Origin of the sequence: Paenibacillus tundrae (assembly GCF_036884255.1) — a bacterium.
Taxonomy (GTDB): domain Bacteria; phylum Bacillota; class Bacilli; order Paenibacillales; family Paenibacillaceae; genus Paenibacillus.
This window is the reverse complement of the sequence record NZ_CP145605.1, coordinates 2,378,317-2,395,018: the sequence shown is the minus strand read 5'-3', so window position 1 is coordinate 2,395,018 and position 16,702 is coordinate 2,378,317. Positions and strand designations below refer to the sequence as shown.

Genomic DNA, 16,702 nt, shown 5'->3' with positions numbered 1-16,702 from the left:
TCTCTCCCTTTAGAACGAAAATTTGCTTGTTTTATATACTCTCGACGCAACTATTTCCCTAAACAAACAGAAAGACAGAGGCACGCCATCTCTGGCGTCCTCTTCTCTCCTCTTGCACTCTGTCCATTCTGGACAGTTTATGCTGTTTTCATTATTTAACGGAACCAACCATACCTGCAACAAAGTGTTTCTGCATGATGAAGAATACAATTGCTGTAGGCAGTGTTGCAATAACAATCGCTGTCATGATTACTCCGTAATCCGGAGCATAACCTGCACCGAGGTTCGAGATCAGCAATGGAATGGTCTGTTGATCAGGTGTCTGTAACACAATGAGTGGCCACAGATAGTTATTCCAGCTGCTCATGAATGTAATGATTGCAGCTGCTGCATATGTTGTTTTCATTGTTGGCATGTAGATCTTCAGGAAGATCCCAAGTTCACTCAGACCATCAATACGACCAGCTTCCAGCAAATCTTTCGGGAACATTTTGGTGTTCTGACGGAAGAAGAAGATCAGGAACGCTGTGGCAATCGTTGGCAGGATAACAGCTGCCATTGTGTTAATTCCGATAACTGGAGTAACCCCAGAGATCGTTGCGAACATACGATATAGTGGTACCATGATCGCTGCAAATGGAATCATCATGGACAACAATAGAATATTAAACACGATATCACGGGACTTCGTGCGGTATACTTCAAAACCATAACCAGCCATGGAGCCGATTAACAATGCCAGCACAGTGGAAATGATTGATATCAGGGCTGAGTTCCCCAGAGCCTGCACTAGATTTGTCGAATCAAGCAGCTTGCTGAAGTTATCAAGGAAAGCTGAACCTGGCAGCAATCTACCCTTCGTTACATCAACTGATGCATTTGTTGCACTGACCAGCATCCAGAAAAATGGGAAAATGGATACAAAGGCGACGATGGATAAGAACACGTATGTGAAAATCCGTTTTGCTTTAGCTTTAGCCATTTTTATTATCACCTGCCACTTTAAACTGGATAATGGACAAAATAATGATCAAAATTACGATGGAATACGAAACTGTTGCTGCATAACCGAAGTCTGGTGAATATTTGAACGAAAGGTTGTAGATATATTGTGAGATCGACATGGTCGCGTTACCCGGACCACCTTTGGTAATATTCATAATCTCATCGAAGATTTGCAGTGTACCAATCGTTGATGTGATCGATGTGAAGAGGATAATCGGTTTGAGCAAAGGTACAGTAATTTTGAAGAATTGAGTGAATGCATTAGCTCCGTCAATTCTTGCTGCTTCATAGATCGATTGATCGATGTTTTGCAAAGATGACAGATAGAAAATCATATTATATCCGGTCCAACGCCAAGTAACGGCGATTATGATCGTAATTTTAGCCCAGAACGGGTCTGTAATCCATTGAATAGGATCGCCAATAATGTGCAAGCCCATTAATGCTTGGTTAACCATACCGTCTGGAGCAAACAAATATTTGAATACAACAGAGTAAGCTACAAGTGAAGTTACACAAGGCAAGAAAATCGCTGTACGGAAGAAGCTCCGGAAGCGCAATGTGCTGTCATTCAGCAATACGGAAATAAACAAACCGAGAATAATCATTACAGGAACTTGAATGATCAAGTAAATGAACGTATTGAATAATGCTGTACGGAACGTTGTATCAATGAACAATCTTTTGTAGTTAGAAAGGCCCGTAAATTCAAGATTGGCTCCTACACCAGACTTGAAAGATAAGAGCAGCGCTTGGACCATCGGATAGAAGTAAAATGCAACAATTCCGACAACAGCCAGCAAAACAAAAGCCCATCCAGTCAAATTATTTTTCTTTTGGAGACTGTCTCCTGTATTCATGGCTTTCACAGTATGGCTCCTCTCTCTCCATGGAACATGGGTAGAACCCACAGAGCCTCTCGCCGTGTCCGGTTCAGTTCAACTTGTGCCGGACATGGGAGATGGCTCCGATGTATCATTGGGTTCTTTAAGTTACCTTGGATATCTTAGTTAAATTGTGCTTCAGCTTGTTTTTGTGCATCAGCCAGAACGTCGTCAATTGCTTTGCCGTTCAGGAAGTTTTGCATTTCAACAACTAGGATATCTTCGATTGCATAAGTGTTGATACCATAGTTTACGCTTGGAATTTCTGTAGTCCATTTAGCGAAATCAGTGAAGATTTTTTGTCCACCGAAGAACTCATCTGCTTTAGCATAAGCATCGCCATCAACTGCTGGTTTGTACGTACCGATTGCACCGATGTTGTTCAACAAATCTTGATACAATTGTTTGTCAGAACCAAATGTTTTTGCCACAAAGTCAGCTGCTTGATCTGCACCAGGAACGTCCATTACATACCATGAGCTACCACCCAAGTTTGTTGCATGTACAGAGTTTGGTTGACCAGCCATTTTCGGCATAGGTGCTACAGCCCATTGGCCAGATTGGGAAGCTTCTTGACGGATAGATGGTGAAATCCAGTTACCAGTAGGAACGGAAGCTACGCTACCATTATTCATGTTTGCAATGAATTGGCTCCAGTCAGAGTGCAATTTAACAATGTTTGCATCCATCATCGCTTTGTAAGTCGTGAAAGCTTCTTTCAGAGCAGCATTGTTTGCCAGGTCAGGTGTTTTACCATCTTCTGCTGAATACCATTTGCCTGCTGTTTGAATCATCATACGAATGATTCCGAGGTCATTTGGATCAAGAGAAAGAAGTTCTTTACCTGTTTTTTCTTTTACAGCTTTACCAATTTCGATGTAGTCATCCCAAGTGATGTCTTGCAAGTCAGCAGCTTTGTAACCTGCTTGCTCAAGCAAGTCTGTTCTGTAGTAAAGACCTGCAACACCAGAGTCAAATGGAACTCCGTATTGTTTGCCATCAAAAGCTGTTGGTCCGAGTTTGTAATCTGCAAAATCGGAAGCTGTGATGTTGGAAGACAAATCTTTGAACGCATCAGGGTATGCATTCAGGAAGCTTTGCGCACGGTAGTCTTCAATCAGAACGATGTTTGGAAGACCGCTGCTTGTTCCGGAGTTAAGTCCAGTGTTCAGCTTTTGAATGATGTCCGCTTGCGCGTACTCAATGATATTTACTTTCAAATCAGGATTTTCTTTTGCATATGCTTCTTTTGCAGTTTCCATTGCTGCAACGTTAAATGCTTTGTCCCAAGCCCAAATTGTGATTTCGTTCGCTTTCTCGTCACCACCACCAGCTGCAGAACCTCCGTCACCGCCGGATGAACATGCGGACAATAACAATACTGTAGCGAGCATCAATACCCACATTTTTTTCAAATCATTCAACTCCCCTTCGACCTCTTTGTGTGTAAATTTGTTTACGTTTTCTGAAAGCGGTTGCTTCCGATGTATTCATCTTATCATTCCCATATCTTCATTCGTTAGTAATAATTTTGTACGGATTTGTCATCTTATTGCCACAATGAAAACCTTTACAGAAACCGCTTGCACTAAATTTAGTTTTTTGTAATTTCTTTTGATTTTGTAATTTCTCAATCTAGATATATTACAAATGTGCATTTTCATTTTAAATAAAGCATATAAAAGCCCCTCGTTCTCTGACACTTCCAGAGAACGAGGGGCTTCAGACAACACTGCGATATAGCAATGTTTCTATTGGTTACACGCCATTTTATTCAGTTCGTAATCAAAGGAAGCGTAACGGTAACTCGTGTTCCTTCTCCCACATTACTCATAATCGTGACACCATAGGGTGCCCCATATAACAGCTCGATCCGGTCGTGTACATTACGAATACCAATACCACTGAATAGTTGACGGTTGTTTTTCGGGTTAGGTAACGTCTCGCCCATATTAAGCCCTTCAATCCCGTCACCATTGTCCATGATTTCGCAGATAAGGGATTCGCCTGCTCTAGAGACCAAGACATGAATTGTACCCGTTTCCTTTTTGATAAATCCATGGAAAAAGGCATTCTCGATAAAAGGCTGAATGACGAGCTTAGGTACATGATAGTGATTACAATCAGGAGCCACATAGAAGGCTGCTTTGATCCGCCCTCCATATCTAACGTGATTGATGAAGACGTAATTCTTCAGATTCTCCACTTCTTGTTCGACTGTGACCGTCTCACTTACATCGCTGATCGTATTCTGTAGCAGTCCAATAAGTGCATTAATCGTTTCTGCTGCGCGATCCTTATTGCCCTGCTGCACTAGGACTTTGACAGAAGCGAGTGTGTTGTACAAAAAGTGTGGGTTAATCTGGCTCTGTAAGGCCGCAAGCTCTGCATTACGCTGATCTCGTTGTGTCTGTACTAACTGATCCACGTAATCATGGAGTTCATCAAGCATGTAGTTATAAGCATGACCTAGTTGCTTGCTCTCGTAACTACCACTTACCGGGATATAGTTGTCGAGATCACTCTTCGTAATGTTGGACATCTGCTTCACCAATCTACGCAGTGACTTGGTAATCTGACTTGTAATCAGGAATACCAGAATTAAGGCACCTACTACAATAGCTGCACAGATAAGAGCTACGGTCTTCATATCGATGAGTTGACCCATAGCGAGCTCTTTATCCACCACATTAACCAGGTAGAATCGATAGAAAGGCAGATACTCGGACAAAATGATGCTATCCTGTCCCATTACACGTGCATTAATGTTTTTGGAGGAACTTCCGTTCATCTCCTGGGCGTAGGACAGCAACTCCTGCTGTGTTGTTCCAATCCAATCCTCCCGATTAGAAGACACGATCTCGCCCTTTTCGTTCATGATGACGACATCATTACCTCGACTTGTAAAGCTGGTATAGAACTGCCGGAATGCATCTTCTCTCATGGTGACATACACTGTTCCGTATATTCGGCTACGCATTCGATCTGTCAGCGCTTTAGTTGCAGAGATCATCTGAAGTTTGCCCGTATCAGTCTCATTATGAAAATCATCAATGATAAGACGACTCGGGGACTCGGCCGCTTGAACAGTAATCGGCTGCTGCTTCAATTCATCCACTGACATCTGAAGATGAGCCCGGTTGGTGGAATAGCTCCGTCCATTGATCCCAACAATCGTAATCCCTACTTCATATGATTCGGTTATGGTCTGAACGCGATTCATCGTTTCCCTCATATTATAGAAGGATTTTGCCATGGAGATGGAATCTGCATCGCCTTCCGACAGGAAACCACGAATGGCTCCACTCTGCGCTACATTGTTGGTAACAGCAGCAACTGCATCATTAAACGATTCAAAATTCGTTTTAATCTGACTAAGCACCTTCGAGTTCGTTATGCTAAACGTATCTGTAAATAAGTTGGTTGACATATGAATGGTCGTCCACAGAATAAGCACAGAGACCAGAACGATGCTGACGACCATTACTAGAAATAATTTAGGGAATAATCCCAGGCTCGATAAACGATTCATCCATTTCTTCATGATCTAATCCTTCTGACTTTAAGCCCAGAATTTGCGCCGGTATCGGCTTGGTGATAGTCCGGTAAATTTTTTGAACACTTTGCAAAAGTAACTATGATCCGAATAACCTACCATGCTGCTGATCTCAGAGATCGTCACATCATCCGATCGTAGGAGCTCCTCTGCCTTTTCAATTCGAATTTTGTTCAGATATTCGTTAAAACCTTCTTTTTTGTGAGAAGAGAAATAACTGGATAAGTAAGATGGATTAAAATGAAAATGCTTCGCTACGTCAGCAAGACCAAGGGGCCTGTCAAAATGCTCATGCATATATTCCAACAACATCTTCATGTTGGGATCACTTCTACGACTACCTTCACCAGAAGTACAAGCTTGCACTTCTCTCATGAATGAATCCAGTACATCAATCGCTTCACGAAGCGTGGTTGACCCGTCTACATTTTTGAAATACGTGTACTTGCTCTCTTCTAACGCGCTCGACTGAACATCCATATCAGAGAGAGTGATCGTCACGTTGAAGATGAGATTACCGAGGAATGACTTAATGCCAAACACATCTGCAATATAGTCTCTGCCAAGAGTCTTCGCATGATCCTGCAAATATTCTCTCGCTGCCTCTGTGCGATTGCGTTTAATATGCTGCAAGAACATATTCACATTAAACTGATAACCAGCTGGATGCAGAGGTGGAAGCTCACTGTACACCAGGAGAGGACGATCCTCAAAATAAAAACGATACTCCATCAGTTTGACCAGATGATTCCGATACACTTCACCCATCGCTTCAAAAGAACTAAAGCTATCGCTCAGCGCCCACGAAGAACCGGGTTCTCCTGCTTCATGGTCAACAGCTAGATGTTTGATCCGGTCAACTATCCAATCATCCTTCACAGGATCAACATTAAACAATACGACAGGTAGCTCACCTTGAGTAGGTACAAGCGCGTACTCTACATCTGGCAGATGTTTCTTCAGCGCCAATGCCATCGATTCTTTGTCTATAAGCGTATGCTGCTTCGTAGTGGAATCCTTGAGTCGGAACACAAGCAGACGGAAGCACGTGTGCGGAAACGTCTCTTGCACGACATCCATCTCTTCATCCTCACCGAGGGTGAAGCCTGAGAGCATTTTCTCCATTAATTGTCCAAGACGCCAACCATCATGCGAAGGTTCAAACTGCAGTTCGGGAATTTTGCCCGCCGTGCGCTGAAGCACCTCTAACAATTCATTCGTATCCAATTTGGGTTTCAAAATATAATCTGCCGCTCCATGCTGAAGGGTCGAGCGAACATATTCAAATTCACTGAAGCTGCTAAGTACGATTACTTCGATCTGTGGATGACGTGCTTTTAATGTACGAACAAACATCTCACCATCCATGACAGGCATCACAATGTCGGTAATAACAATATCCGGATTCAGCATACGAACCTGCTCAAGTCCTTCTTCACCATTGGAGGCTTCGCCTACGATCTGAAAGCCTTCGGCCTCCCAATTCATATGATGCTTAATCCCTTGTCTTACAAGAAATTCATCGTCAACAATCAATACCTTACACAACCGGTTCATGATCGCGACCCCCTTATCTAGTGTTCCCTCTATATCTCTACAAATTATACCTTATTCATATCGTGTATGCCGCAGTTACGTGTTAGCGGTTACACAAAAATCAGTGTATTTACACCTCTTTTTATATCCTATGAAGCTTCCATAATTTTCTTTTGGCTCTGAGGTCAAAAGTAACAGAGATCCCTATAGTATATACCTATATTACACTATTTTTCGACAAAAAAAGAAGCCCCGGCCAAGTTGAAGCATTTTGGCGTCTCAGGACTTCTTATATTACCTTGATTACCTACTAAGGTTCAATCCCCCATTGCAGATTTCCAGCAATATAACCAGTTACTTTAGACCAATCCTCATATGTGGAATGGCTACTAGCGAAGGAATAGTCATCGGTCTGCGTATAATTAGTCCAATTGTTTTTGGAGAAGCGTGTTTGAATTTCTGTACTTTGACCCGGAGCAAGTGTACCTGCTGAACTCGTAAATCCGATTTCAAGAACAGAATCCGCTCCGGTTACCGGTGTTGGAAGGGCACTGAAGGTACCCGTCACATTCGCGCCACCAACGGTTGCCCAATCACAGAAAAAGTTCTGCGGTTCATTACCGTTAATGGTGTAATAATAACGGATCTTTACGTCTGCCAGATTAAGCGCTGTGGTACCTGTATTGGTTAACTTAAATTTAGGATTAATCGAACTGCCTGTTGCGGCTGTTGACGCATTATACATTTCGATTCGCACAGTACCCGTTGGCTCTGGATGAGGTGTAGTTGTTTTTTTAACATTCAGATTGAAATTGGCATCGTTACCTGCACTAAACACAAAACGGAATGCGGTCTTGCCCACAGGTAGTGTGGCTAGATACGTTTTGCTTAAAATCACTTGGCTGCCTGTAAAGGTATAATCTGTACCTTCGGTCAGTGTACTGTTGCCTACACGGATCGAACTTAACGTATTTCCGTTTAGTGTCAAGTTAATCGAAATATCAGCCTGATGTTCTGTAGCCAGATCAAATTCAGCTGTCAACGGATGAATGGAAGAATTCGATACAGGAGGATTTCCACCTCCACCATTGTTCCCACCAACTGGATCAGCGTATAGGATGCCACGTCCATTCGTTCCCAAGTACACCCTTCCGTAAATTCGAGGGTCTCCAGTAATGGTGGTTACACGAGCATACTGGTGCTGGTCATCGTTAATGCGGACCCAGCTTGCACCGCCGTCATCTGAACGGAAGAAGCCACGTGTACCATCAATTTGGGCGATTGTGTAGAGAGCAACCACATCCTGTCCGGGAGCTGCTTTACCGAAACCAATGCTATCAGCTTCCTCCACATTAGACAATTTGCTAAAGCTAGCTCCCGAATCTGTAGAACGCCATAGTCCATAAGGGCCACTTTCCTCATTACCACCCGCAAACCAGATTTCTCCCTCAATGCCTGGAACGGCATCCAGATCTGAATTACCATCCACAGGAAGACCCGTTGCTGCCGAAGTCGTGAACGATGCTCCACCATTGACACTTACGTAGATTTTACCTGCGGCAAATGCATAAAACTTATTTGGATTGACACGGTCGGATATGACTTTAGCCTGTGCAGGTATGCCAGAGCTTGCGATCCATGAGTTACCACTCGTCGCAGAGTAATACACACCTTTATCTGACGTGCTCCAGACCAGACGATTTCCATCTGCTGAGATCGCTACAGTGCCACCCCCTGCTGTGCCGGCAGGCTCAGCATTGGCTTTATACCATGTCGTTCCACCATCGTTGGATAAACCGATTGATTTGGCATTTGGATCTGCACTGTAATCAGCTTTACCTACGCGTACCATCGTTCCTGGACTTAGCTCCGCAAAGTCAAGACTTTCTGTTGAAGCATAATTGGGGTTCGTAAAAATGGTTGCAGGGGCTTGATCCAGATCATTATGACGGAAACCTGCAACATCCCCCACGCCGCTGATTAGATGTGCTCCACTAGGTGGGCTGATTAAATCCAGTACAGCTATTTCCTCCAAACCTTTGGCTTTCACGGAAATATCAATTTTCGTATCTTTATCCCAATTCGTTAGATTATCACTTCCATATATCGTTGCACCCGTTCCATACATCATTCGATCCGAATCAAAGGGGTCGATCTCCAGATCACCGATCATCCATCCAAGCTTCGGAGACACTTCCGGTGGAGCGGGATTGACGCCGAATGTTAACCAAGGGGCTGCTGATATGTCTTGTGTATAACGCATTTTACGGTTGGGATAACCGTCGAATTCCCAGATTCGTGTCCAGGTATCCCCCCCATCCTTACTGCGAAACAGATTGGCATCAGGCCACCATGAGTTCAGGGTAGCAACCATTAACGTGCCAGGGTTTTGCGCATCTACAGTGAGTCCACCATACCCAAAATAATTATCTGAGCTGCTGCTTGGCACCGGACTGATGTTGGTCCATGCACCTGTTGTGGTATTCAACTTCCACAGGTCACCTTTCTCGCCATCATACGGACCTACTCCGTCGCTATATGAGATATAGAGGCTACCATCCGAATCCAGCACACCATGGTGTGGCAAGAAGCCTGTCGGTTGGCCTGGAACCGCCGTCCAGGTCGTACCTGCATCCGTGCTACGATAGATACTTTGGTTTTGGTCAGCCACCCCCACGTGGATCGTCTGTGTAGCTTGTCCTGATGAACCCGTCGTTTTATCAAAAGTGATCCATGCTAGACCGACAATATCACTGGTGTAATCGTTACTAGGATCTTGTACGTAGGTTCCTGGATTCGGAAAGCTCGTCACTTTGCTCCAGGTTACTCCATAATCTGTGCTTTTCCAGAGCCCGTTGCCGCTTCGCGCACCAAAGTACAAAATACGATTATCATTCGGATCAATGACCAGCCGTTCTCCCATCGAACGTCCTGGCATATTACCGCCAACCTTGAATGGAAGAGTCGTTGTCTGCCAAGTATCACCTCGATCCGTTGATCGGAGGATGGAACCATTATTTTGATCCCATGAATTGGTGTAGGTTCCAACAGCCATATATACCCGATCAGGGTCAATCGGATCTGTTGCAAGAGCATCTACCCCGTTTTTGTTCCAGTCGTCCCAGCCAACGAAATCAGTCAGCGGAATCCAGCTCTCATTGGACGGATTCCATCGATAGGCTCCTCCAATATCCGTACGAGCATAGATTAGGTCTTTCTCAGATTCATTGAAAATAATCCCGGGAACAAAGCCACCACCCGCACCTGTCACTACACTTTTCCACTGATAGGGCTCCGATGGTGCAGCTTCCGTTGCACCTGCTAGTATTCCTAAAGATGCTGTAGCCACAACAAGCGTTAGGCTGACCACCCGCAATTTTCCCAAAAACGTTTTCATTTAACTTCGCCTCCTCTTCAATATGTTCATTACATCCGGTTCAACCCTGCTGTCTCAGGATGACTTAATGCGTAAGCATATCGTATTTCTAGACCTGCGGTGCGACCTCATATCGGAACAAGCCCCACCTCCTCTCCGCCCATTATAGTTAAGCGCTTACAAAACGAACTAAAGACCTATAATTTACAACTTCTCTTGCATGTCATTACCGATTTAAATATTGTAAAATATTATCAATAAATAACATTCGTTGGCAAAAATAAAAATCCTGCTCCAATTCTTGTCATACACTAATTTTTTTGGTGAATTTTTTGTCGTATCAAAATACAACAAAAAGGCTAACCAGTAGTCCTGGCTAACCTAAGAAGGTCTTATTTATATGCGATAAAAATATTCTACGTGATGCTGAGATCGATGGCTGAGTTATCCATCCAAAAACAGGCATAGTCCAATTTACCGTTCAATCAACTCACTACTCGCAAGTTAGATGGTTGGAGCTGCCATATGCATTGGTTTTCTGCCCTTTCACTCCTGGCTTAATGACAAATACAGAGCCTGCATCTGGTGTTTCCAAGAGTCGTTCTTCGGAAATACCAATTCTTGCAGTCGTAATGTAGAGGTCTTCCAAGTTTACACCGCCAAAACAACACGAGGTCACCTGATCAGCAGGCACTACGATCTGTTCAAGCAGTTCAGCTGTATCAGGGTTCCAACGTGTAATACGTCCTCCGCCCCAATGCGCGACCCATAACATGCCTTCTGCATCTACGGACATGCCATCAGGATAGCCCATTTCCTCAGGAATGGAGATGATCGAAGTACGATTGGCGATGGTGCCCTCTTCCAAATCATAATCGAACCGATCTATGGATCTTGTAGGTGTGTCGATATAATACATTGAACGATGATCCACACTCCAGCCCAGACCATTAGAGGTGGAGATATGATCGACCATTTTTCTAACTGGTTTCCCCTCTTCTAAACAATACAAAGCTCCCGTTTCTCGATCACCATTGCCCATCCCCATCGTGCCAGCCCAGAATCTTCCACGGGCATCACACTTGCCATCATTGAAACGGTTCGTTTCGATGCCGCGTTCCGGATCTTCTTCGATACGTTGAAGTTGTCCTGTCCCCAGATGAAAAGCATGGAATCCACTTCGCAAAGCCACGATGACTTCATCTCTACGATAAGGGACAACGGCTCCTACATGTTCGCCCACATCATAAGCCTGATCACTACCTGTAGACGGATCAAAGACATGTACCTTGAAGCCTTCGATATCGACCCACAACAAGCGACCTTGTTCAGCGTCCCAGCTTGGACCTTCCCCCAACAACGCATGACTATGTACCGCAATGTTCAAGCTACTCATTTCATCGCATCCTTTCTATAAGTGCATGTTTAAGTTCAGGTTCTCCGTGCCGAGAAGATAGAAATATAGCAGACGTTTGAACAAATAATTCTGACCGTTACTTGCTTCCACCTGACCATTCGAATCCAACCGCATCTAGAAACGCCTTCGTCAACACCATGTGACCTGTTGCATCCGGATGCACCCGGTCATACGTCAGAACCGAAGTATAATAATGATCCCAGAATGGAGCAAAAGCAGCCTGTGTGTCCACATAGATTGCATCGAATTCCGCAGCAACTCTGCGCACAGCTTCACCATAAATATCCATCGTAGCACGCATTGGATCTTCTGGATTCGCTTCCAAATAATAAGGCGTCATAAGCACAAGTCCTTTTAGGCTTGGACGAACCGATGCAACCAGCTCTCGCAGTGTGGATTCATATTCCTCAAGGAATACATGTGAGTCTGTAGATAATGGATTGTCAAATTGACGCCATACATCATTAATTCCGATCATGATGGTCAGCCAGTCTGGTTTAAGATCCAGGACGTCCCGATCCCAGCGCTGCTTCAGATCACGAATCGTATTCCCACCATTACCCACATTTTGCACACGTAACATCAATTCAGGATATATGGAACGAAGCAGAGCATACACTTGGGCTACGTAACCGTGTCCTAGACCATTGCTTCCTTCCCCGACAGGATGTTCACGTCCGCAATCTGTAATGGAATCCCCGATAAAAAGGACTTTATCATTTCTTTGAAATTTCATGATCAATTTCTCCTCTGCATTCAGGCATGATGAAGCATGTTGAAGGATGGTGATGATATTCAGCTCTCACCCTTACCAGCCTTGATTTTTCAACCAGGTAAGACATAGTCCAGACCAGGCACTTACCGCTGCATTGTCCTCAGCGAGTCCTAATCCATGGGAGCCCTTCTCAAACACGTGCAAGTCATACGGAATACCATGTGTGCCTAGTGCAAGAGCGTAACGCAAACTATTTTGGACAGGAACCGCTCCATCATCGCTTGTATGCCAGATGAATGCTTCAGGTGCATCGGCCTTCACTTGCTTTTCCGCACTATACGCTATAACTAGTTCGTCTGAAGCCTCAGGACCTAATAGATTTTCCCGAGAACCAGCATGTCCATAAGATTCCATCGTGATGACCGGATAACACAGAATAATTCGATCCGGGCGTGAGCTCACACGTTCAATTGGATCAGCATGCTCGGTTTGCCCTTCATCGTATACCGTTCCCAGCATAGCTGTCAGATGACCGCCAGCTGAGAAACCAAGCACAGCAATTTTGGAAGGATGAATCCCGAAATCTTCTGCGTGGGCACGCACATATCGGATAGCCCGTTGACCGTCTGTTAGGGGTGCAGGTTGCTGATGTGGTGCCACGCGATATTTAAGCACGAATGCGCTAATGCCTGCACGATTCAACAATTCAGCGATCGGTGCGCCTTCATGGTCGGCAAGAAATCCATAACCGCCTCCTGGGCATATAATGACAGCGCTCTCGGAACCCGGGTGAATAAAAGGAATCAGATGAGGCATTTCATCCTCATGCCCAATCGCTGCATAAGGTGCGGCGTGATCCCATAATGGAATAATTGATGTCAATTCGACTCATCCTTTCTCTCCGTACAACGGTTTCATTCCTTTGCACAGGCTCACTACTTTTGGAATTGATACCATCATAACGGCAACCAGCTTCGGTCATCAATATCTGAACAGCATCATTATTTAGGGCTTATCTCAAGCTCCCTAGTCATTTGGTTATAGGTTACATGAATTATGTCCACATGCATAGTGAGATTTGGCACAATTGTAGATATAAAGATTAGTATAATGTCCGAAATTGTTCAGGCGTTACATGCTCAATACGGCGAAATGTAGCGACAAAATGGCTCGCATCACGGAAACCCACCCTGGTAGCCGTTTCCTTAATCGTTAGCATACGATCTCCAGTCATGAGCTCTTTCGATTTGCGAATGCGCAAAAGAATAAAATAGCTGTACGCCGTCATACCGAAGGATTGCTTAAATAGAGTATTCAAATGTCTAGGTGTGATTCCAAGGATTGCTGCCATCTCTTCCAGTCCAATATCTGGATCAGCATAATGCCGCTCCATATAGGCTATTAACGGCGCCAGTCTCTCAACTGCATGTGAGATCGATGAGCGACTGCCTTTCATCCCATGCTTTTTCAATAGAATCAAAAATCGATACATATCCGCAGAAGCCTCTAGTCCAGATAAATCCTGATCACTTCCCATTGAACCAAGCACTTGTCTACCATAATGCTCTGGCGGACTGTCTACTTCCCATTGATAGATAGCCGCCTCTCCCAAACCGAGCCCCTCCGTAATCGCAGAACATTGTGAACCAGCAAATGTAATATACAAAGTCTCCCAATCGCCTTGGGAGCGCAAGTATTCATGAGGTACGTTTGGTGGCATTAATATGCCGGATGACTCCCCCAGGATCAAGGTTGAACCGGCAAATCTGAACTCTCCAGCTCCCTTAACCGTCTGCAACCAGTGATAACAGGGGTATCCTGCGGGTCTCTTCACGCTCTCTTGGCTCCCATTATAACCAATGCTCTCGATGTAAAGCGGAAGGGTCTGATCCCTTGAAGTCATAAAGTAACGTTCATGCTGAGCTGATATGATCACATGCTTCCCTCCTCATCATTGCAAATATATCATTTCCATATTCTTATATGCGTCATTACTTTTCTTATATTTTAAATGTTATATGAATCATATATTATACAATTATTCTTATACAAGAGGTGAACACATTGATTAGTCACAAATTGCCCAAAATGTTCTATGGTGGAGACTACAACCCTGAGCAGTGGGATCACGAAACCCATCTTGAAGACCTGAGAATGTTCAAATTAGCAGGCATTGATATGGCAACCATCAACGTATTCTCTTGGGCATTAATTCAGCCTGATGAGGTTACTTATAATTTTGAAGGGCTCGACCAATTAATTAATAGTTTGTATGAAAGCGGTGTCTACGTATGCCTGGCTACAAGTACAGCAGCTCATCCAGCTTGGATGGCCAAAAAATATCCGGATGTGCTCCGTGTAGATGCTGACGGACGTAAACGCAAGTTCGGTGGTCGTCATAACTCTTGTCCAAACAGCCCGACTTATCGCAAATATTCCGAGAAGATTGCTGATAAGCTCGCCGAACGTTACAAGGATCATCCTGCTGTTCTGGTATGGCACATCTCCAACGAATATGGCGGAGACTGTTACTGTGACAATTGTGAGAAAGCGTTCCGCGTGTATCTGAAAGAACGTTATCAGACACTAGATCAAGTGAACAAAGCTTGGAACACCAACTTCTGGGGACATACCTTCTATGATTGGGATGAGATTGTGCTTCCAAGCAACCTGAGTGAGCACTGGGGGAACAACAACTCTACCTTCCAAGGAATCTCTCTGGACTACTCCCGATTCAACTCGGACAGCATGCTGGATTGTTATCGCTTAGAGTACGATGCAATCAAAAAACACATCCCGGATTCTGTTGTAACTACGAATCTAATGGGCTTCTTCAAGCAGTTGGACTATTTCAAATGGGCGAAGTATATGGATATCGTATCTTGGGATAGTTATCCTGGTCTTGCGACGCCTTTCAGTTTCACCGCGATGGCACATGACCTTATGCGAGGACTGAAGGACGGTCAACCGTTTATGCTGATGGAACAAACACCTAGCCAACAGAACTGGCAACCCTACAACTCACTGAAACGCCCAGGCGTAATGCGTCTGTGGAGTTATCAGTCCGTTGCACACGGTGCTGACACCATCATGTTCTTCCAGCTCCGCCGCTCGATTGGCGCCTGTGAAAAGTATCATGGTGCGGTCATTGAGCATGTAGGACATGAGCATACACGTGTATTCCGTGAAGTTGCTGAGCTCGGCAAAGAATTACAATTACTTGGTGACCAAACGCTGGACGCTACCGTTGAATCTAAAGTAGCCATTGTGTTCGACTGGGACAACTGGTGGGCGATTGAAAAATCAAGCGGCCCTACAGTCGCGCTCAATTATGTAGATCAAATTCACAAATACTATGCTGCGTTCTTCCGCCGCAATATTCAGGTAGATATCGTTAGCGTGGATACCGATCTAAGCAAATATGACATCGTTCTTGCTCCAGTCCTATACATGGTGAAGCCTGGCTTCGCTGATAAACTGGAGAAATTCGTTGAAGCAGGCGGCACATTCCTGACAACCTTCTTCAGCGGTATTGTTAACGAGAGCGATCTGGTGACTACAGGTGGCTATCCTGGAGAGCTTCGCAAGTTGCTAGGCATTTGGGTCGAAGAGATCGATGCTTTATTACCTGAACAAAAAAATCGTATCGTGCTCAAAGAAACCTACGGTGATCTGCAAGGGGATTATAAGTGCGGAATGTTATGCGATCTCTTGCACAGTGAGGGTGCTGAGGTCATCGCTGAGTATGGAGATGATTTCTATCAAGGTATGCCTGTCGTTACTCGTAATACATTCGGTCAAGGGGAAGCATGGTATGTTGCCTCTGATCCGGAAGAACGTTTCCTAGACGGTCTGCTTGGACAACTCGCTGCTGACAAAAACATTCATGCTTTACTAGAGACACCCGAAGGTGTTGAGGTTAGCGCACGTACCAAAGACGGTAAGCAATACCTATTTGTTATGAACCACAATGCGTCCACTCAATCCTATGATTTGGGTGCAACCAAGGTTCGTGAGCTGCTGACAGATCGCGAGCTAACTGGACATGTAGAAATTGAGGGTCGTGGTGTACAACTGCTCAAAAAGTAATTCATAAGAGCTTATCGAAGAAAAATCATATCGAACAAGCTCTTCCCAAAAGAATTTATTCGATACAAACTGTCACCTCATGATCTATAGTTCTACTATTTTATCGTAAAATAACGAGGCTATC

General features: G+C 44.5%; 11 protein-coding genes. 1 reads left to right on the top strand and 10 read right to left on the bottom strand.

What is annotated here, in order from left to right:
- Positions 1-151 precede the first annotated feature (151 nt).
- From V6W81_RS10760 to V6W81_RS10715, 10 genes are all read right to left on the bottom strand, one after another.
- Positions 152-982 (bottom strand): carbohydrate ABC transporter permease, encoded by an 831-nt coding sequence (locus tag V6W81_RS10760; RefSeq protein WP_145046219.1) that lies wholly within the window; start codon positions 980-982, stop codon positions 152-154.
- Positions 975-1,865, bottom strand: coding sequence for a carbohydrate ABC transporter permease (locus V6W81_RS10755; RefSeq protein WP_056701149.1), 891 nt, complete (start codon positions 1,863-1,865; stop codon positions 975-977). The genes V6W81_RS10760 and V6W81_RS10755 overlap by 8 nt, the downstream gene beginning before the upstream one ends.
- A 146-nt stretch (positions 1,866-2,011) precedes the next feature.
- Positions 2,012-3,304, bottom strand: a complete 1,293-nt coding sequence (locus tag V6W81_RS10750; RefSeq protein ID WP_145046528.1) for an ABC transporter substrate-binding protein — start codon at positions 3,302-3,304, stop codon at positions 2,012-2,014.
- A gap of 359 nt (positions 3,305-3,663) precedes the next feature.
- Positions 3,664-5,433 (bottom strand): sensor histidine kinase, encoded by a 1,770-nt coding sequence (locus V6W81_RS10745; protein ID WP_145046217.1) that lies wholly within the window; start codon positions 5,431-5,433, stop codon positions 3,664-3,666.
- Between the two features lie 18 nt (positions 5,434-5,451).
- A complete protein-coding gene (locus V6W81_RS10740) occupies positions 5,452-7,002 on the bottom strand; it encodes a response regulator transcription factor (RefSeq protein ID WP_338543101.1) in 1,551 nt (516 codons plus the stop codon).
- 289 nt (positions 7,003-7,291) lie between these two features.
- Entirely contained in the window at positions 7,292-10,378 is a 3,087-nt protein-coding gene (locus V6W81_RS10735; protein WP_338543099.1) for a X2-like carbohydrate binding domain-containing protein, read from the bottom strand.
- A 472-nt stretch (positions 10,379-10,850) separates the two neighbouring features.
- On the bottom strand, positions 10,851-11,753 hold the full coding sequence (locus tag V6W81_RS10730; RefSeq protein WP_338543097.1) for an SMP-30/gluconolactonase/LRE family protein: 903 nt from the start codon (positions 11,751-11,753) through the stop codon (positions 10,851-10,853).
- 97 nt (positions 11,754-11,850) lie between these two features.
- Positions 11,851-12,510 (bottom strand): SGNH/GDSL hydrolase family protein, encoded by a 660-nt coding sequence (locus V6W81_RS10725; RefSeq protein ID WP_338543095.1) that lies wholly within the window; start codon positions 12,508-12,510, stop codon positions 11,851-11,853.
- A 72-nt stretch (positions 12,511-12,582) separates the two neighbouring features.
- Complete coding sequence (locus V6W81_RS10720) at positions 12,583-13,371, bottom strand: alpha/beta hydrolase (RefSeq protein ID WP_338543093.1); 789 nt, start codon at positions 13,369-13,371, stop codon at positions 12,583-12,585.
- A gap of 220 nt (positions 13,372-13,591) precedes the next feature.
- Positions 13,592-14,425 (bottom strand): AraC family transcriptional regulator, encoded by an 834-nt coding sequence (locus tag V6W81_RS10715; protein ID WP_338543092.1) that lies wholly within the window; start codon positions 14,423-14,425, stop codon positions 13,592-13,594.
- Positions 14,426-14,553: 128 nt separating this feature from the next.
- Between V6W81_RS10715 and V6W81_RS10710 the strand changes: the two genes are divergently transcribed.
- Positions 14,554-16,578, top strand: coding sequence for a beta-galactosidase (locus V6W81_RS10710; protein ID WP_338543091.1), 2,025 nt, complete (start codon positions 14,554-14,556; stop codon positions 16,576-16,578).
- The last annotated feature ends 124 nt before the right edge of the window (positions 16,579-16,702 follow it).

What these genes read in the sequence shown, in the direction of transcription:
- V6W81_RS10760 (WP_145046219.1), bottom strand. Translation starts at nt 982, where the DNA reads ATGGCTAAAGCTAAAGCAAAACGGATTTTCACATACGTGTTCTTATCC.
- V6W81_RS10755 (WP_056701149.1), bottom strand. Translation starts at nt 1,865, where the DNA reads ATGAATACAGGAGACAGTCTCCAAAAGAAAAATAATTTGACTGGATGG.
- V6W81_RS10745 (WP_145046217.1), bottom strand. Translation starts at nt 5,433, where the DNA reads ATGAAGAAATGGATGAATCGTTTATCGAGCCTGGGATTATTCCCTAAA.
- V6W81_RS10740 (WP_338543101.1), bottom strand. Translation starts at nt 7,002, where the DNA reads ATGAACCGGTTGTGTAAGGTATTGATTGTTGACGATGAATTTCTTGTA.
- V6W81_RS10735 (WP_338543099.1), bottom strand. Translation starts at nt 10,378, where the DNA reads ATGAAAACGTTTTTGGGAAAATTGCGGGTGGTCAGCCTAACGCTTGTT.
- V6W81_RS10730 (WP_338543097.1), bottom strand. Translation starts at nt 11,753, where the DNA reads ATGAGTAGCTTGAACATTGCGGTACATAGTCATGCGTTGTTGGGGGAA.
- V6W81_RS10725 (WP_338543095.1), bottom strand. Translation starts at nt 12,510, where the DNA reads ATGAAATTTCAAAGAAATGATAAAGTCCTTTTTATCGGGGATTCCATT.